General features: G+C 34.7%; 17 protein-coding genes and 1 tRNA gene. 10 read left to right on the forward strand and 8 right to left on the reverse strand.

Annotation, left to right across the window (positions count from 1 at the left end):
• Positions 1-5 precede the first annotated feature (5 nt).
• Positions 6-983, reverse strand: coding sequence for a tetratricopeptide repeat protein (locus tag GM552_RS02695; RefSeq protein ID WP_155565158.1), 978 nt, complete (start codon positions 981-983; stop codon positions 6-8).
• A gap of 189 nt (positions 984-1,172) precedes the next feature.
• On the opposite strand from GM552_RS02695, the gene GM552_RS02700 reads away from it, so the two are divergent.
• From GM552_RS02700 to GM552_RS02715, 4 genes are all read left to right on the forward strand, one after another.
• Positions 1,173-1,247 (forward strand) — tRNA-Gly (locus GM552_RS02700).
• A 400-nt stretch (positions 1,248-1,647) separates the two neighbouring features.
• On the forward strand, positions 1,648-2,385 hold the full coding sequence (locus GM552_RS02705; protein WP_155565159.1) for a DNA/RNA non-specific endonuclease: 738 nt from the start codon (positions 1,648-1,650) through the stop codon (positions 2,383-2,385).
• Positions 2,386-2,514: 129 nt separating this feature from the next.
• Entirely contained in the window at positions 2,515-2,922 is a 408-nt protein-coding gene (locus GM552_RS02710; protein ID WP_196424840.1) for a LysE family transporter, read from the forward strand.
• 254 nt (positions 2,923-3,176) lie between these two features.
• Positions 3,177-4,295: a glycerol dehydrogenase gene (locus GM552_RS02715; protein WP_155565161.1), complete on the forward strand. Its 1,119-nt coding sequence runs from the start codon at positions 3,177-3,179 to the stop codon at positions 4,293-4,295.
• A gap of 51 nt (positions 4,296-4,346) precedes the next feature.
• Here GM552_RS02715 and GM552_RS02720 read toward each other — a convergent pair whose 3' ends face one another.
• From GM552_RS02720 to GM552_RS02730, 3 genes are all read right to left on the reverse strand, one after another.
• A complete protein-coding gene (locus tag GM552_RS02720) occupies positions 4,347-4,808 on the reverse strand; it encodes a hypothetical protein (protein WP_155565162.1) in 462 nt (153 codons plus the stop codon).
• Positions 4,805-5,323, reverse strand: a complete 519-nt coding sequence (locus GM552_RS02725) for a hypothetical protein (protein WP_155565163.1) — start codon at positions 5,321-5,323, stop codon at positions 4,805-4,807. Before GM552_RS02725 ends, GM552_RS02720 begins: the two co-directional genes overlap by 4 nt.
• Positions 5,324-5,487: 164 nt before the next feature.
• A complete protein-coding gene (locus GM552_RS02730) occupies positions 5,488-6,504 on the reverse strand; it encodes an asparaginase (RefSeq protein WP_155565164.1) in 1,017 nt (338 codons plus the stop codon).
• Between the two features lie 248 nt (positions 6,505-6,752).
• Here GM552_RS02730 and GM552_RS02735 point away from each other — a divergent pair, with 248 nt between their 5' ends.
• Positions 6,753-8,468 (forward strand): hypothetical protein, encoded by a 1,716-nt coding sequence (locus GM552_RS02735; protein WP_155565165.1) that lies wholly within the window; start codon positions 6,753-6,755, stop codon positions 8,466-8,468.
• A 243-nt stretch (positions 8,469-8,711) separates the two neighbouring features.
• Here GM552_RS02735 and GM552_RS02740 read toward each other — a convergent pair whose 3' ends face one another.
• Positions 8,712-9,197 (reverse strand): ecotin, encoded by a 486-nt coding sequence (locus GM552_RS02740; protein ID WP_196424096.1) that lies wholly within the window; start codon positions 9,195-9,197, stop codon positions 8,712-8,714.
• 184 nt (positions 9,198-9,381) lie between these two features.
• Here GM552_RS02740 and grxB point away from each other — a divergent pair, with 184 nt between their 5' ends.
• Positions 9,382-10,032 carry a glutaredoxin 2 gene (gene grxB / locus GM552_RS02745; protein WP_155565166.1) on the forward strand — a complete coding sequence of 217 codons (651 nt, stop codon included), beginning with the start codon at positions 9,382-9,384 and terminating at the stop codon, positions 10,030-10,032.
• Between the two features lie 7 nt (positions 10,033-10,039).
• On the opposite strand, the gene cysG is transcribed toward grxB, so the two are convergent.
• Positions 10,040-11,431, reverse strand: coding sequence for a siroheme synthase CysG (gene cysG / locus GM552_RS02750; protein WP_230882734.1), 1,392 nt, complete (start codon positions 11,429-11,431; stop codon positions 10,040-10,042).
• 462 nt (positions 11,432-11,893) lie between these two features.
• On the opposite strand from cysG, the gene GM552_RS02755 reads away from it, so the two are divergent.
• Positions 11,894-13,450, forward strand: coding sequence for an inorganic phosphate transporter (locus tag GM552_RS02755; RefSeq protein ID WP_155565194.1), 1,557 nt, complete (start codon positions 11,894-11,896; stop codon positions 13,448-13,450).
• A 336-nt stretch (positions 13,451-13,786) separates the two neighbouring features.
• On the opposite strand, the gene GM552_RS02760 is transcribed toward GM552_RS02755, so the two are convergent.
• Positions 13,787-14,368 carry a YqgE/AlgH family protein gene (locus GM552_RS02760; protein ID WP_122123309.1) on the reverse strand — a complete coding sequence of 194 codons (582 nt, stop codon included), beginning with the start codon at positions 14,366-14,368 and terminating at the stop codon, positions 13,787-13,789.
• A gap of 187 nt (positions 14,369-14,555) precedes the next feature.
• On the opposite strand from GM552_RS02760, the gene GM552_RS02765 reads away from it, so the two are divergent.
• The 3 genes from GM552_RS02765 to GM552_RS02775 are packed head-to-tail and all read left to right on the forward strand — an operon-like array spanning position 14,556 to position 16,831.
• Positions 14,556-15,329 carry an SDR family NAD(P)-dependent oxidoreductase gene (locus GM552_RS02765; protein WP_370533580.1) on the forward strand — a complete coding sequence of 258 codons (774 nt, stop codon included), beginning with the start codon at positions 14,556-14,558 and terminating at the stop codon, positions 15,327-15,329.
• A gap of 41 nt (positions 15,330-15,370) precedes the next feature.
• On the forward strand, positions 15,371-16,354 hold the full coding sequence (locus GM552_RS02770; RefSeq protein WP_155565168.1) for a PPK2 family polyphosphate kinase: 984 nt from the start codon (positions 15,371-15,373) through the stop codon (positions 16,352-16,354).
• A 6-nt stretch (positions 16,355-16,360) separates the two neighbouring features.
• Complete coding sequence (locus GM552_RS02775; RefSeq protein WP_155565169.1) at positions 16,361-16,831, forward strand: DUF3465 domain-containing protein; 471 nt, start codon at positions 16,361-16,363, stop codon at positions 16,829-16,831.
• Positions 16,832-16,917: 86 nt separating this feature from the next.
• On the opposite strand, the gene clpA is transcribed toward GM552_RS02775, so the two are convergent.
• The gene (clpA, locus tag GM552_RS02780) at positions 16,918-19,245 is read right to left on the reverse strand and encodes an ATP-dependent Clp protease ATP-binding subunit ClpA (protein ID WP_155565196.1); all 2,328 of its coding nucleotides are present in this window, start codon (positions 19,243-19,245) and stop codon (positions 16,918-16,920) included.
• Positions 19,246-19,259 lie beyond the last annotated feature (14 nt).

A 19,259-nucleotide genomic window follows, 5' to 3' on the forward strand; every position in this document is an offset into this window, starting at 1 on the left:
CGGGCTTAAGAAAATAATAAGGTTGATAATTGACGACGGCCCTGCAACGTGGCTGGATCGTCAAATCCCCAAGATTCAAAAAAACGTAACAATTGTTTTTTTGCCGCTTCATCATTCCAGCTTTTGTCTCTTTTCATAATTTCAAGCAATTCATGTGCGGCTTCATTTTTTTTTCCGGCTCCATTTAAAGCGGTAGCCAGTTCATAGCGAGCCTGATAATTATCTGGATCCGATTTGATTTTATCCATTAATGCCTGTGTATCCCCAGTGTTTTTTTCACCTTCCAGAGCAAGGTCAATGGCAGATTTCGCACCTATAATTTCGGCATGATCCTGTATGGATTCCGGAACTTGTTCAAGACTTTCCTGTGCCGCTTCTGGTCCTGCACTGGCAAGAATTGATCGTATCAACCCGCCCCATGCTTCCGGTTTTTCGGGTTCCAGTTCAAGGGCTTGGGAAAAAACACCCATTGCCTCATCGAATTTTTTGTCATGCAACAATGTTTGTCCCTGTTCAATTAAATCCGTGCTGGGCATTGCACTTCCAGCGGTTTTTAATAATTGACTGACAAATTGTTGAATTGCACTTTCAGCTTGCACTCCTTGAAATAAATCAACTATTTGCCCCTGCCAAAAAGCAGCAACCAGAGGGATAGACTGAATGGGAAGGCCGATCTGCATCAACTGTTGGACAAGGGCTTGATTCGCGTCTATGTCGATTTTTACAAGTTTCACGCGTCCTTGGGTGACATTTGCAATTTTTTCCAATAATGGTGTAAGTTGTTTGCAAGGGTTGCACCAATTCGCCCAAAAATCAACTAAAACAGGAATTTTTTGGCTGGCTTCAACGACTTCCTGAACAAAGTTATTTTGATTACCTTCAATAATACTCGTTTTGGAAGAAGAAGCCGAGGAAATGGCTGTTCCATGTTCAGTCAAAAGTTGACCTTTTGCAGGTTGGGACGGAGAGTTAAAAAGCGCCATAAATCATATCCTGTTTCATTTAAATGAAAAATTTGATTCTCATATGTTTAACAATTTCTAGATATTAGAATTGGTTTTTGTATATATTATAGTGGATGAGAGACAGGAAATAAAAATAATTTTTAATTTTTGTTTTTTCCGCTTGCATCTTTAATGGAAATATCATAAAAGGCTTTTACGTTCATCAGAGCGGGCGTAGCTCAGGGGTAGAGCACAACCTTGCCAAGGTTGGGGTCGTGGGTTCGAATCCCATCGCCCGCTCCAATTAATAATTTATTAAGTTAAATCTTACTGAATATAAATTAATTTTTTAATCAAATAATCATTATATTTTCTATAGAGTACAAAAGAGATTATATGAAATTAGTTCATATATTGTGATTAAATGTATAAATGATCGAGAATAAGATATTATCGTCATAGCTTGATGTTTAATTTGAATATTTCAACTAAATATAGTTCGTAATAAATTCAAAAGGTTATATGATTTTTTATTTCAAAAATAATTCATATAAACTGAAAATTTCCATTATTGATTTTTCTTGGAATTTATTATTTGAATTTCTATCAGAAAAAATTGTCTTTATATTGTGCAATAGGTTCGCAGTAATTATGTATCAATCATTATTTTTTTAATGGACTAGATAAAGATTGAAGAGTAATTGTGAAAAAAAAGTTATTGGTTTTACTTTTTATTTTATTGGGATTTGGAATTTGTGTTCAAGCGCAAATTCCATGTCAAAATAAGTTTTTATATGGAAAACCGCCAGTTATTGAATGGCCGATAAAAACAGTCTGCTTCAAAGATTATGCCGCTTCTTTTTCAGATATAACTTTGGGGAATATTTATTCAGCTGAATTTTTGACAAAAAATCAGGTAATGGCCAGTAAGAATATGAAAAGATATGGTAAATTTGATAATCGTGATCCTGTTGTCAGGGATTACAGAGGATCAGGTTTTGATCGTGGTCATATGACGCCTAGTGGGGATATGCCTGATTATCAATCTCAGTTACAGACTTTTATCTCCAGTAATATTGTACCTCAGACAAAGCAGCTGAATAGTGGAAAATGGAACTGGATTGAACATAATGTAAGGAAAATGGCAATATCCTATGATCAGTTATATGTTATAACGGGTTCTTATTTTCAGGAACCGGTCAAAAGAATCGGTTATGACGGAGTATGGGTTCCTTATGCAGTCTGGAAAGCGGTTTATATTCCGTCCTTAAAAAAGGCTGGGGTTTATTTTTGTAAAAATTCACATAGGCCTGTATGTTATCGCATGAGTATAGCTTTTTTCATTTACAAAACCGGGATCGATCCTTTTCCAGCGTTATCCAATGATATCAAGGAAAATAAATTTCCCTTGCCTAAACCTGTTCGTCCAAGGGTTAAGTAATATTTTTTATATTTTGAAGACAAGAATTGAATTTAATATGGAATACTGTTTCTGACCTTTTTGAATAGTTAATGAGAATTTTATTGTATTATGCTTTTTATCAGCATATTTTTCATACACTTATGTGTATTGGTAGTACCGGGCCCTGATTTTCTATTAAATTCAAGAACAGGGTTAACAGGCAATAAAAAAGCTGTCATTCAAGTTGTAACGGGTACAACATTGGGGGCAATTATCTGGGCTTTGTTCTCGTTGTTGGGATTGCACCTTATTTTTCAATATTACCCTTTTTTACGAGAATTAGTTTTATTTGGCGGGTTAGTTTATTTATTTTATCTGGCATTTCAGATTTACAGATCGGCTGATTTACCATTGCCGGCAGAGCACGGCATTGGTCATTCATATTTTTTTACCGGATTGTTTACCAATTTAACCAACCCGAAAGCTTTACTTTATTTTTCAAGTATTTTTTCAATTATTCATTTTGGGTTAAATCCTTCCAATGTTTTTTTTTATTTTTATTATGATAACGCTTGAAACCCTGATCCGGTTTCTTTTTGTAGGATTGGCTTTTTCACATTCCGGGATACAGGCCTTTTATCAAATCTATAAGTCCAGGATAGATAGATTATCAGCATGTGTTTTTATAATGTTTGCATGCTCAATTATATTTAAATTATTTGTAAAATAAATTATCCTTATTATGTATAATTAAGTTGGTATTAAACTATTTAGTATATTCCATGCTTGTGAATATTTGAAAATAGGAACACATAATCAGAGGATTTGTGATGTTAACGATTATTCAATCTCCGTCAAAATATATCCAAGGTGCTGGTGCACTTGAAAAAGTTGGTAAATATGCCTTGATGCTGGCCAATAGTTATTTGGTTGTCGCTGATAGTTTTGTAATGAATTTGACACAAGCCACATTGGAAAAAAGTTTCCAGATTTCCTCGGTGCAGGCATATTTTGAAATTTTTAGGGGAGAGTGTTGTAAAAAAGAGATTAATCGTTTAGGGGAAATTCTAAAGAGACACGGTTGCAAAGGGGTTGTCGGTGTTGGTGGCGGGAAAGCCCTTGATACAGCGAAAGCCATTGCGTTTTATAATAAGGTTCCGGTTATAATTGTGCCGACAGCTGCATCGAATGATGCGCCAACCAGCGCTTTATCTGTAATTTATACCGAAGATGGCGCTTTTGAGGAATATTTGATGTATCCTTCCAATCCTGATATGGTAATTATGGATAGCACAATTGTTGCCAATGCACCCCTTCGTTTATTGATTTCAGGAATGGGAGATGCATTATCTACCTATTTTGAAGCCAGAGCCTGTTATGAGGCAAGAGCTGTCTCCATGGCAGGGGGGCAATCAACATTGGCAGCCTTGAATTTGGCCAGGTTGTGTTATGAAACCTTGTTGGAGGAAGGGTTGAAGGCGAAAGCGGCTGTCGAGGCTGGAGTTGCTATAAAAGCTGTCGACCACATTATCGAGGCGAATACGTATTTAAGTGGTATCGGATTTGAAAGTTCTGGCCTGGCAGGGGCACATGCAATTCATAATGGATTAACCGTTCTTGAAGAATGTCACTCCATGTTACACGGTGAAAAAGTTGCATTCGGTACTTTAGCCCAGCTTGTACTTGAAAATGCGAAACAGGAAGAATTGGAAACCGTTCTTGATTTTTGTGTACAAATAGGTTTACCGGTTACGCTTGACCAAATTGGTATACAGGATAATGATGATCTTAAGGGAAAAATAATGAAAGTGGCAAAGGCAAGTTGTGCAAAAGATGACACTATACACAACATGCCTTTCGAAGTTACTGAAGATCAGGTTTATGCCGCTATTATGGCTGCTGATAGAATTGGTCATAAATGGTTAAAAAACTATAATATTGTTTTGTAGCTGCATTCAATCATACGCAATTTCGTGAGATTGTGTATGATATTTTGTTAATTATTCTGTATTAGATTGAAAATCAATTTTTCTTAAATTAGAAAGCGTCCTAAAATTACATTCCTTGACATGATAAATCATACAGGCTTCATTTTCATGTGGATTTTTTAGGGATTGTCCATCCTGATCAAAGGATATCCTGCATTTTTTGTAGCTGATAATTAATTTATTTTTCTTGAGTGCAAAAGGATCAACGAAACCTGTTATCTCAATTTTGCAGCTTGGAGTGTTATAATGAATCATGCCATAAGCCGGATAGTATGGCATATAACCTACAGCCGCATAATTACCCTGAGTTCTGTTTTCATAGAGGATCAGATTAACGGGATCCTTTTCGACAGTTTGTTCTGTAATGGATTGTGAGGAATGAGATGGATTCATTGCTATTGTGGGTAAAGATAAAATAATGCAGATAAATGTATATGCATATTTTATTTTTGATATCAAGGATAAGGATTTCATTTGGGTTGACCCTTTTCTTCGGATTTGCTTGAAGAAATATTCTCTTTAATCGTTATCGGATAAATACGGTTTACTATTGGCAATGTTTCAAAAGAGCAAAAATCCCCATGCCATGTACTACAAGGAATTGTCTCACTAAGTATTTTCAATTGATGGTTTTTTGTAATTTGCATAGATATTTTGCAATAGGGATCTTCTTTGGCAGTGAATTCTAGTTTTGATGGATCATGATGGTTGAGTACCGTATTTCCATGGGTATTGGCCTGACAGGTAGGAGAATTGTAGGCTATTAAAGTTGCTCCAGGATGGATGGGATCTAAGGCTATAACATAATTTTTGCTTATGCCGACATGGCTTTCGAAAATTTCTATTTGTGGTAAGATTCTAGACGATTTATTTAATGGACCGATTTTAACACTGGATTTTGTATTTACAGATCTTGCATATGTCAAATTCGATAGAACAGTCAAAGAGATTATTAGAGACAGGATTGTATACGATAAAAATTTTATCAATCTAAAACTCCACATTTGGGTTTTAATAAAAATTATTCTAAATGAAGGTTTAGGATAAGCGTAATCTTGTTCTGATTTCAAGCTTGTAAAAAAATTAAAGCTTACGAATCAAATTGTGAAAATTAGGATGCCATATTTATAATAATAATGGCATTTATTTTAAATCAGTTCATTTCATAAAAAAGTTGTTGAATAGTATCTAATTCATTAATCTTGTTTGCCAAGATAAGTTGTAACAAAATTCTGGCTTTTTGCGGGTTTAAATCAGCTGCGGCTATAAATTTGTTGGCATCATCATTAACTTCAACATTACGATTGACAAATCCGCTTCCCGTTCTGCTGGATCGAACAACAATAACACCCTTGCTGGCGACCTCTTTCAATGCTTGTATTGCCTGGGTTGATGTATTTCCATCACCAACGCCAGCAAGGATTATGCCTTTTGCACCTCTTTTGACCGCATCATGAATCAGATCTCCATCCATCTGGATATGAGAATAAATAATTTCAACACGCGGAAAAGGGGCTTTCTCAGGTATGGCGTAAATATATTTCCTTGCATTACTGGACGTAAGGTAAAAATATACATGATCATTATTGATAATGCCGATTGGCCCTGTATTGGGGGATTGAAAAGTTTGGAGGCTGGTTGTATGGCTTTTTTGAACAGAATGTGCATCATAAATCATGTCATTCATTACAATCATGACAGGTTGGTGATAAGCCTCGGGGCGTGTAGCCAATTTAACAGCATTGACAAGATTGGATGCACCATCTGAACTGATAAAATTGGTCGGGCGCATTGCACCCGTCAAAATAATTGGTTTTTTCGAATTTATAAGTTTATCAAGAAAAAACGCGGTTTCTTCCATGGTATCAGTGCCATGGGTAATGACAATTCCTGATATTGAAGGATTATTTTCAGCAGCCTGAACTTTTTTGGCCAATTTTAATAAAATTGTATCAGACATATCCTGAGAACCGATTTGCGCCACGGGATCAACATGAATTTTTGCCATGTTTTGTAAATCAGGTATGGAAGCGACAAGATCTTCTCCTTTGGTGTTACCTGCTTTATATTCGAGTTTGTCTGTTGTTGCTGATCCTGCGATGGTTCCTCCGGTAGTTAGTACAAGAACCTGTTTTTTTTCAGGCCTGATAACACGATCTATATCATTCATCGGTTTATCTTTCTCAGTTTTTGCATAAGAAGGGGGAAAGTAAAATCAGACTTAATTCTATGGGGATAATTAAAAACTGAAAGAGGGGTCTAGTTAAAATATTCATTATATCAGAATTAATTTTATATAATTTAATTATATTGATTGATCCAGGTTACTACCCTACCCATATTCAATATACTATTTTTCTATTAATTAAAAATATTATTGTTAATATGCTCTAATAAAGAGACAAGGTACAGGTTAAAATGGTTTTGAGTGTGTTCAAAAAAGGCTGTAAACGGTTCATGATGCCTTATTTTTCACAGTGGAAGATGACAATTTTACCTGTTTTGCAAAAGGGATATAAAACAGATTTTATACAGGTAACTGAAAATTGTGACATTACCTGTTTAATTGATCTATCTTACGCCCTGCATCCACAATCATTCATTAATACGATAGAATTTGAATGTGGAGATCCTACGATAAATCTGAATGAATTCTTGATTTCAAAACGTAAATTTTCAGTCAATATTTCCGGAGGAAAAATAAATACGAAATCGACGATTGCATTTAAAATCATTACTGATACAGGATTAGAGCAAATTTTTACGGTTTTACTGGATGTTATTGGTCAAAATAAAACAGTTTATAATCAAAGGCATGGTTTAAGAAAACCTGAATTATGGGTTATTAACAGCGATCCAGATCAACATTATAAACAGGAATTTGGATTGTCCTGGATTGAAGGTGATTTATTATTAAATCTTAAAACACACAATCTCTGGCAATATGACCCTAAAATTAATTCAAAATGGTTTAAGATTTTTACAATGCAGGGGGTCGTTAAGCCGGTTCCAATTGAATATAACCTTTTTGACAAATCTTATTTATCGCAAATTGAAAAATCATCAAGACCTGATATAAAAAGGAATTCATTGTGTAATGAGAATATTGATGTCAAGTCCATTCATACAGATGCATTTATATCTGGGAATCCTATAGGAAAAGGGATTTCTGTCGTTACAGAAGGAATGATTGCCGGACAAAGTCTTTATATTGGAACAACAAGAATAAAACCTAAAAATATTTATCTTGGTTGTAACGGGGTTGTTTCGACTAAACATCTTTCAGCAGATTTTTTGCAACTCGCATTCTTTTCCATTAAAGAACTACCAAATTATGTTCCAATAGGCACATTAATATTATGCCATGATTATCCAGGTTATTCTTCACCAGTTTTACTTTGCTCCATCAAGGATAAACCGAAAAATTCTGGGGAATGGAATATTGTTAATGATAAAGTCTTGGTAAAAAATAACATATCGGGAAAACCGGATTTAACTGTAGTTTCTTCCAATTTATCATTATTGGATGATGATAAAATTGTAGAGATAAGACCCTCGGTCACAAATATTTCAAATCGGACTGTTAAGCCTGTTCCTTCAGAAAAAAAATCTTTTTCTGCAAATAATCACCATTATATAAGGTTGTCATCTAAAGATTCAATCATACCATATTCAAAGAAAATAGAAAATTCATGGACTAAACTTAAACTGGATAAAATATCCCCTGTTCAAAACATTTCAGATGAATGGCAAAATAAAAATGAATTATGGCAGATTCCTGCAACGGGCTTGTTACAAATAAATGGCTCATTCATATTCAAGGAAGAAAATATGGATTTGTCAGGACCAATCTCTTTTCATGGCGGCGATCAATTGGTTTTAAAAATTGTTAAAACCGATAAAACAATTCGGTTTCAACCTGTTAATCAAATTGAATTTCCCCTGATTCCTTATATCAATGATGTGATGAATACAATTTGTGCCAGTCCAAAGTTAACTTTTTCTAATGCGATTCCTGTAACAAAAGGAGATCAAATAAGTTTTGAAACGGTTTATTTGCATCAGCCTGATACCTTGAAAAACAATCTGGACCTGAAAATTAGTAAAGCTGTTTTCGAGATATACATTTTATAAGTAATTTTATCAGGTTCAAAGTGAAATTAATTGAATAACCATATGATTTTATAGCCTGAAACATATATTCATCAATAAATCTAAATTTGTTTGTATAATATATGACAGTATGACCAAGGAATATGAATCTTATAAATCAATGGGAAGTTATTTAAATAAATATTCAGTTTTGCTAAGGTAGATGAACCAAAAAAGTTTGTTTCAATCTTATCTTTGTTGTCTCTATGAAGTTATGCCGCAAATTTATTTATTTCTAGCTTGATGCATTGAAGAAGATGTCCAAATCCGATAAGCAAGAGTTATATCGTCTGGCACATAAACAACGAGGGGTAGTTTGCTATTGTAGTTTATAAAGGTTAAATTGGTCGTAATTGAAACCTGCTTCTCTTGTTCAATGTTCTGTGGACAGGCCATAAGGGTAGAAGCCGGTTTGCTGATTTTGTCTAATCTGTAAAAATCATATCCCCATCCTTGAATTGTTTGTGTTGTCATATGACCGTGGATTATGACCGTGTTACAGTCTGATTTAATTTTTTTCTGGGGAATCAATTCAACACGTGCATTGTATTCATTGGAAAGGGGTGGTAGTTGAATTACGAATCTTTGATATCCTTTTTCTGCTTTAGGCCATATGGATAGTTGATTTTTACCAAGATTAGCAGAAGCATGATATAGTGGTATTAAATAACACATGGATAAAAGAAGAAGAAATTGTTTTCGAATTAACATTTTTATTTCCTAAATGATAATTTTAGTTTTTAATTATAAGTTATGATAGTAAAATTATTCAACAAGACCTTGTAATTTTATTTTCAAATATAATTTTTAATTAAAGTAAAAGGGATTTAAATATATTAATTTAAATTTTGATAATTTGCAGGGTTGATCATTTGAGGGGTGTTGTTTAATTGCTATGAAACTTTATATCTATGAACATTGTCCTTTTTGTGTCATGACAAAAATGATTTTTGTTTTGAAAAATTATCCCGTCGAAATATCATATTTACTATATGATGACATTCATGGTCCCATGCAAATGGTAGGGCGTAAACAGTTGCCTATATTGGAATATCAGCAAAACCGCTTTATGCCGGAAAGTCGTGATATTATTAACTATATTGATACAACCATAGATAAGCCAAAGATTACGTTGCCTGATAATGAAGAAATTATGGAATGGATCAGTCATGTTCAACGTTTTATTTATCGTTTGACCTATCCTCGTTGGGTAAATGCACCGTTTCCTGAATTTTCCACAGAAGAGGCAAAGAAATATTACCGTAAAAAAAAGGATCCCTCTGGCGGGGGATTTGTTTCTGATCTGGCTGATCCGAGCTTGATCCAGAGAACTCAAAAGGCGATTGATTGTCTGGAACCCTTAATGAAAAATTATTCTTTGTTGGATTTGAAACGGCAGCTATCTTGGAACGACTTTTCACTTTACAGTATGCTTCACTCGCTATCGATTATCAAGGGGATTACCTATGGCGTCAATGTTGATCGATGGCGTAAGAAAGTTTCTGAAACATGTTCCATTCCCTTGAACGACGCTTTTGCAAACTGAATGTGTTTTATGTAACTCTGTGATGAATGACTTGACCGATTATTATTAAAACGGGACTACCTATTTTTTTTTGCATAACCAAATCAGGTAAGGTTTTTAAATTTCCGATAATTACCTGCTGATCGTGAAAGGTACCTTTTTCAATCGCAGCAGCAGGCCATGTTTGTTCCAATCCCTTATCAATTAGTGTTTTACATAAAAGAGGTAAAGAAGAAAGTCCCATATAAATGACCAAGGTTTGGTCTTTAAATATCATGTTCTCCCAAGGTAAGTTAAGTTGATCTGTTTTCTTGGTATGACCGGTTAAAAATAAGCAGGCTTGTGCACATTCACGATGTGTTAGGGGAATTCCGGCATATGCCGCACAACCATTAGAAGCGGAGATGCCGGGTATAATTTTAAATGGAATTCCAGCATGCATTAATGCCTCGGCCTCTTCCCCACCGCGGCCAAATATAAAAGGATCACCACCTTTCAATCGTAAAACACGTTTGCCTTGTCGTGCATATTTGATTAGTGAATCATTTATTTCTTCTTGTTTTAAAGTATGGTGATTTTTTTGTTTTCCTACAAAAAATAATAATGCATCACGACGTATGTAATCTAGGATTTTGGGTGATAATAAATTATCATATAAAATGACATCAGCATTTTGCAGGTGATGAAGTGCTTTTATGGTTAGTAAATCCGGATCACCCGGTCCTGCCCCAACCAGCCATACCTCACCTTTATTTAAAAAAGGTTTTTTTGCAATATTCTTGAGAAAATCAAATGCTTGTTTTTCTTTTTGTTGGCTAATAAGGGAAGTGCCATAGCCATCAATGAATCTTTCCCATAACCGTTGTCGTTCTTGATGGGTTGATAATATTTCCTTGGCCCAATTCCTGTGTTTTCCGATGAATGAAGCTAATGGACCGATGACTTGTCCGAGTAGAGGTTCAATTTTTTGACGTATTCGCCGTCCCAATACAGGAGCGGAACCTCCTGTGGAGATGGCGATCTGCACGGGATCACGATCAATAATCGAAGGAGTGATAAAGGTAGATAATTCCGCATTATCAACAGTGCAGACAGGAATATTTAATTTTTTTGCCCATAGGGAAATATGAGTATTATATTCATGATCGTCAGTCGTGATAAAAATTAAGGTAGCGTCTTTCGCATTTTGAATAAAATCATTTTCGTTTAGTAAAGGGGAACAAAATTTAATCAGTTTTTCTTTTTCATAGGTTTGCAATTCTTTATTAAAGGTTTGCGCATAAACTTCAATTTGTACATTTTTCCTTAATAAAAGCCTGATTTTACGTGCCGCAATTCTACCCCCGCCAATTATCACTATTCGCGTTCCATCTATACGCAAAGTTATTGGAAAATAAGAGGGAACTTCCGAATTTATCAAATTGTCATTCATGGATAGTAGAGAGTAAATAGAGTTTCAACTGAAGAAATTTATCTGACAAAAAGCCTCATATTTATTTAAACAAATAATTTGTAAAAATAAAGAGAAAACAGAAAAAACACGTAAGAAAATAGTTCTTAATTGTTCGGGGTGTATCTTTGCGATGACGTATATGATTTTTTTTATTCATAAATGTGAAAGATATAAATCTCATTTCTTGAGAAGCATATTTTTCTTTTGTAAAAAAAGATTGATGATGATAAATATGAAAACATTATAAATTAAGGTTTGGATGACTATATGAAGACCTATGATAAAGGGGTCAGGCCATTGTAAACAATTAATCTATCCGTAAACAATTCTATCCAACTAAATTGTAGCGTTTCTGAAATAAAGTTAATTTTATGATCAATTTGATGATGCAAGAAACGGATTTTGTCTATAGTGAAAAAAGCCTTGAATATGATCCTACCTAATAATCCACGTTTCAACAAGATCGCTTTTATCTTAGTTTTATTGGGTAGCATAATCTACATTATCCTTCATTTGCGTGAAGATATAATAGGCGTTACCAATCCATCTTTTCTGGCATTTGTATTATTGGCTCTGGCTCTTGTTATTGCTTTGGGTTTTGAATTCATAAACGGTTTTCATGACACAGCCAATGCTGTTGCAACTGTAATTTACAGCAATTCCTTGCCGCCAATTGTAGCTGTTGTCTGGTCAGGTTTATGGAATTTCCTGGGTGTTTTGTGTTCAAGCGGCGCTGTTGCTTTTACAATAGTTTCTCTTTTACCTGTTGAATTAGTTCTCAAGGTTGGAAGTGAAGCTGGATTTTCAATGGTTTTTGCATTACTTCTGGCTGCAGTGATCTGGAATCTGGTAACCTGGTTTTTCGGGATTCCGAATTCTTCATCTCATACTTTAATTGGTTCGATTTTGGGCGTTGGTCTAATGAATCAGTTGCTTATGGGAAATAACAGGGCAAGTGGTGTTGACTGGGGACAGGCTTTGCAGGTTTTCAAGGCTCTTGTATTCAGTCCTTTGGCAGGATTTACGATTGCATTACTGGGAATGTTTCTGTTGAAGAATTTTTTGCCCATCACCTCTTTTTACAAAGTACCTGAAGCAGGAAAGACACCTCCTTGGCCGATCCGTTTATTATTGATTCTTACATGTACCGGTGTAAGCTTTAGTCATGGTTCAAATGATGGGCAAAAGGGTATGGGATTAATCATGCTTATTTTGATAGGAACCGTACCAACCGCATATGCGTTGAATAATGCGGTTTCATCAAAACAAGTCGAGAATTTCATGAATAAAGCGGTAGTTATTGATCAAGTTCTCATGAAATATAATAATAATCCGGATTTACCTACAATTGATCAAAGTCGTCAAATTCTGACAAAAACAATTCAGTCCAGTAAAATTTTTCCCGAAACTATTCCTGCTATTCGTATGATGTTGCAATCCATTCAGCATGATGTAAATAACAAGGAAACTTTTAAGCAAGTCCCTGTTGAATATCAGGCCAATTTAAGAAACGATTTGTATTTGGTTGAACAGAATCTGGTGCATTTTACCAAGGTATCTCCTCTGACATCTTCTCAAAAGGATTTATTTGAAAAATTCGAGAAAGAGATTGTCACGGCAATACAATTCATTCCTCCGTGGGTCAAGGCTGTAATTGCAATTGCCCTAGGTTTGGGAACAATGGTTGGATGGAAAAGAGTGGTTGTTACAGTAGGCAGAAAAATTGGTAAAAATGAAATGAGCTATGGTCAAGGTGCGGTTGCTGAAACTGTCGCAATGACAATGATACAAATGGGAAATCAGTTTCATATGCCTATTAGCACCACTCATGTCGTGACTTCTGCGGTGGCAGGAACTGCACTGGCCAATGGTGATGGTATTCAATGGAGAACAATACGTAATATGGCAATGGCGTGGATTTTAACCTTGCCTGTTTCAATTATGTTATCTGCAGTTCTATTTTGGATATTTTTAAAATTATTTTAGTTTGGAATTTATGTTCAATAAACAAATAAAATTTTTTTGTAAAATGTCTATCCACTACTTGAAATAAATAAAAAATCTGTAAATAATTTGGTAAAATTACGTATCGTTTTTCTATATTTGTATATAGAAAAACGTAAAGATAAAAATCTGTTTATTGTATGTTTTTATTTCATTCAATAACAAACTGTAAGAGCTAACAAATGTATCATTAAATAATCAAACTTGTTTTGTCATATTAGAAAAAAAATCATAACATGCTTTGTTAAAGTTGAGCTGGCTATTCAGGAAACGGAAACGATTAAATATTTGAGTTATTTTTTTATGTATCAAACTAAATCACGCTTCTCCGGAATATAAAGATATTTTTCTTGGATTTGTTAGAATGGATTTATAGCAGTCTGACCATTTATTCTTGAAATTTTTGTTGTATAAAATGCTTTCCTGACAGGGAGCAACATACCAAAGATTATTATTAAGTTCCTCTTCCAGCTGTCCTGGTGACCAATTGGCATGACCAAGGGCTAGTAACGCTTTTGAAGGACCATGCCCTTCTGATAAATCACGTAAGATATCCAGGCTTGTACTCAATTTGATTTGTTTTGTTACATAGACTGATTCCTTACCTTTCCAGTCATTTGTGTGCAGAACCAGACCATGGGCATTTTCAATTGGACCACCCGCTGTAATGGAAAAATTATTTGATGTTGGCATGGTTTTAATTCCAAGCTGATTTAGCAATTCTTTTGGAGTTGGTTTGGCAATATGACGGTTAATGACAATGCCCATTGTACCTTCCTTCGGAGAATATGCACAAATAAAAACAACCGTCTGTGCAAATGCGGGTGAGGTTGTAAAAGGACTTGACATTAGAAAACAGCCTGCCAATCCTTTGGTAAGATCAAGGAAAGAATGTGTCATTTTTCAAAGAAACCAAATATAATAATTTATTTAAAATGAGATGATTCAAATTAAACTATACTATCAGATTTAATGAAATGTAAATGAACAGCTTTTAATGGTCCGTTTCAAAAAAATAATTTATAATTGCGGTAATGTAATTATTATAATTTACTTAGTTTTTTTAATAGTTAGGGGAACGAAAATCATGAGGGGAACGAAAATCATGAGGGGAACGGTACTGGTCACAGGTGCATCGGCTGGATTTGGAATGGCAATAGCCGAAGTATTGGTGCAGGAGGGTTATCAGGTTGTTGCAGCGGCACGTAGGATGAATAAATTGGAATCCCTATCAAGCAAACATCCTGGAAAAATTTTTCCACTTGAAATGGATATGACCAAATCAGAATTGTTTTTGCGTCAATTAGGTAGTTTACCAGCCAAATTTCAGAATATTGATGTTTTGGTCAATAATGCAGGATTGGCACTTGGCGTGGAGCCAATTCCCAATATTGATTTAAAGGATTGGGATCGGATGGTTCAAACAAATATTATCGGGTTAATTCATTTGACTCAGTTGGTTATTAGTGGAATGCTTGAAAGAAAGAGGGGACATATTATTTCCTTGGGCAGTATTGCAGGTACGTATCCATATCGTGGTGGGAATGTTTATGGTGCGACAAAGGCATTTGTTAAACAGTTTATGTTAAATCTTAAAACTGATCTGGTTGGCACTGCATTGAAGGTAACAAATATTGAACCGGGTCTTTGTGGTGGAACCGAATTTAGCGAGGTAAGACTAAAAGATTCTGCTAAAGGTAAAGAAGTTTACAAAGGTACAATTCCCTTAACAGCTATGGATATTGCTGAAACGGTACGTTGGATTTTAAGTCTTCCCTCTCATGTCAATGTTAATCGAATTGAACTTATGCCTGTTTGCCAAGCGCCGGGTGGGGTTGCAGTAGTAAAAATAGGAAATTGATATATCGTAATAATTTATCGTTAACATTAAAGGAGCTTTAAATGTCGGATCAATCAATACGTGAGTTGTTAAGAACAAAATATCGTGTAGAGGATGGAAAAAAATTTCTTATAACGGATTATAATGCGGATGATACTGCCGGATTATCCCTATCTCACAAAGAAGCAAAAAAAGTGCTGAAGAAACGTATTAAACGGTTAAGCTATTTACAAGAGCTGTTATTTGCGAATGGGCATTCAGCTTTATTGGTCGCTTTGCAAGGTATGGATACTTCTGGTAAAGACGGTACGATTAAACATGTCACTTCTGGAATAAATCCGCAGGGCATTACGATAACTTCATTTAAGCAGCCTGGTCCTGTAGAATTGATGCATGATTATTTATGGCGTATTCATATGGCCGTTCCTTCCAGAGGCAAGATTACGATTTTTAATCGAAGTCATTATGAGGAAGTGCTTGTTACCAAGGTTCATCCCTCTATTTTGGCCAATCAAAAACTACCGTTACGGGTACTTAACAATAAAAATTTCTGGTCTGACCGTTATGAAGATATTCGTAATTTCGAAAAATATATTTATCGACAAGGTATTGGAATAGTTAAATGTTTTTTAAATATATCCAAAGAGGAACAGCGCAAGCGTTTATTGGCACGTTTGGAAAATAAAGAAAAACAATGGAAATTTTCCCCCAATGATCCAAAAGAGCGTCAATTTTGGGAAGAATATCAAGGTGCATATCAAGAGGTTATTGTGCAGACAGCGGCACCAAACGCCCCCTGGTTTGTGATTCCTGCCAACAACAAATGGTTTGCACGTTTGGTTGTTGCGGAAATCATGATTGATGAATTGGAAAAACTTCATATTCCAGAACCCAAGCCAAGTCAAGAAGTTCTGGAATCTTTAAATTCACTGAAAGCTGAATTAGGAGGTAAATTTTCTGATAATAAAGTAGGAAAAAAAATCAAAAAGAATAATAAAATCGGTAAAGATAAAAAAATAAAAAATCTAAATAAGTCTAAGGAATAATCTTCAATGATTATTGAAACTCGTTTTTTTTCTTGGCTGTTCATATTGTCCAGCCTCTTTTTTTACTCTTTTCAAAGTCTGGCACAACCTGCTTCTGATAAATGTGATAATGAAAATTTTTTACATATTCAACAAGAGTATGAAAATAATATTGAACATTTAACTTTCAAGGATGTTCCTGTTCATCTTTGTGGTAAGGTGATCACAGTAAGTGATGCACGTTATACCAGAAGTGGCTTACATGGCTATTTTTATCTTTATGTCGGGAAAGGTGTATCCATTAGAATTGTGAATAATCTCGATGAAATGAAAGCTCCAACCTGGCCTTGGGTAAAAATAGGGGATTATGCTGAAGTTGTCGGGCGATATTATTATGATAGCCCAAGACGTCAAGGAGTTGATTGGACGCATAAGGGAGCAAGCAGAAAATGGCCCTATCCAGGTTATGTGATTATAAATGGTATAAAATATTATTAATTCAATTAGAATTTTAAATATAAAAATAAGATTATGCGTTTTGAAACATCATTTTTTGAAATTTTGATGATAAAGTAGAATATATTTTAAACCAGCTCGTTTTTTCTTGATAGAATTGAATTTATTTCTTTTATGCAATTAAGGAATATTTTATTATTTTTTACTACTACATGAACTTTGCCACCTTTTGTTAATGTACCAAACAATATTTCATTAGAGAGGGGTTTGTTAATAAAGTCCTGAATAATACGATGCATAGGGCGTGCTCCATATAATGGATCATATCCATTTTCAACCAGCCAATCCTTTGCCGATTTGGAAATTTCTATAATAATGTTTTTATTTGATAATCTAGTGTTTAGTTCATTAATGAATTTATCAACAATTTGAGCAACGATTGGTTTTGATAAAGGTCTAAAATTAATAATCGCATCGAGACGATTTCTGAATTCTGGTGAAAATTTTTCGTTTACGGCCTCGTTTGCATATCCTGCTTGATGATTTTTTACAAAACCAATTGCTGAACGAGCAAATTCTGTTGCTCCTGTATTGGTGGTCATAATAATGATAATATTTCGAAAATTAATTTCCTTACCATTATGATCTGTTAAAATACCATGATCCATTACCTGTAAAAGAATATTATGTAAATCAGGATGAGCTTTTTCAATTTCATCAAGAAGAAGAATGGCATAGGGATTCTGGTCAATTATATCTGTCAACAATCCACCCTGATCAAAACCGATATAACCGGGTGGTGCACCAATCATTCTTGAAACAGAGTGTTTTTCCATATATTCAGACATGTCGTATCGGATAAGCTTGATGCCAAGATGAATTGAAAGTTGTCGAGCGATTTCTGTTTTTCCAACGCCTGTTGGTCCTGCAAAGAGGTAGTTACCTATTGGTTTTCTTTCGGAACGCAATCCTGCACGGGAAATTCTTATGGCTGAAGCTAATGTCTCAATTGCTTGATCCTGCCCAAAAATAACTTTTTTCAGTTTATTATCAATTTGAGAGAGAACCTTTTTATCACTGGTTGAAACAGTATTTTCAGGAATGCGGGCGATATTAGCAATTGTTTTTTCAATGTCATTGACTGTAATCGTTTTTTTGCGTTTTTTGGCAGGGGAAATGGCCTGTATAGCACCAACCTCATCAATTATGTCTAATGCTTTATCCGGAAATTTACGGTCATGGATATATCTGGCAGATAGGGTAACCGCTGTTTCAAGAGCATCATGAGTGTATTTTACATTGTGATATTTTTCATAATTTTTTTTAAGACCTTTTAAGATGTTGATTGTTTCATCTATCGAAGGTTCGGGAATATCGATTTTTTGAAATCTTCTGACTAAGGCATGATCTTTTTCAATATATTGCCGATATTCCTTATAGGTAGTTGATCCGATACATCTTAAACTGCCTTCGGCGAGTGCTGGTTTTAAAAGGTTTGATGCATCCATGGATCCGTTTGTAGTGGAACCAGCCCCGACTATTGTATGAATTTCATCAATAAAAAGAATGGCATTTTTTTCTTGTTTAATGGATTGAATGAGGGATTTTAAACGTTCCTCAAAATCACCTCTATATCGTGTACCAGCCAATAAAACTCCCATGTCTAATGCATAAATTATAGAATTATGCAATAACTCAGGTGCTGTCTTGTTTACAATCTGTAAGGCCAGACCTTCTATGATAGCGGTTTTTCCTACACCAGGATTTCCAACCAATAACGGATTGTTTTTTGTTCGACGTGCCAATATTTGGATTGCACGCTGAATTTCATATTGCCTTCCAATCAAGGGATCAATACGGTTTTGACGGGCTTTATCGTTTAGATTAACGCAATAAAGTTGTAAGGGATTGGTATTCTTAGAGTTTGAATTTTCTTTTTCAGTATAGGTAAACAGATCATTCAATTGGTTATCGATATCATTCTGAGGTAAAAAATTTGATCCAAAAAAATGGGTGGATTCTGTATTTTTTGTTATACCATGTGCGATAAAATTCAGAATGTCCAATTTTGACAAATTATGCATTTGTAAAAAGTAAACCGCATGACTTTCCTGCTCAGAAAAAAGAGCAATTAAAACATGCACGGCACTAATTTTTTCACTTGGGTCTGAAGAAAGATGGACAGACGCGTTTTGAATGACCCTTTGAAATGCATGCGTGGGTTTGGGGGATGGTTTTTTTTCAGTTACTAGAATATTCAGGTCATTTTTAATAAATGTGAAGATATCTTGACGTAATTTTTCAAGATTTATCTGACAGGCTTCAAAAATTACAATAGCATCGGGATCGCCTGTCAATGCATAGAGCAAATGTTCAAGCGTCATGTATTCATGTTGAAAATTTAAAGCAAACTCAAAAGCTTGTCGTAAGGAATGTTCTAAGTTATCAGATAACATCATTTAAACTTTCA

The sequence above is a fragment of the Commensalibacter sp. ESL0382 genome, from assembly GCF_009725775.1.
GTDB classification, from domain to species: domain Bacteria; phylum Pseudomonadota; class Alphaproteobacteria; order Acetobacterales; family Acetobacteraceae; genus Commensalibacter; species Commensalibacter melissae.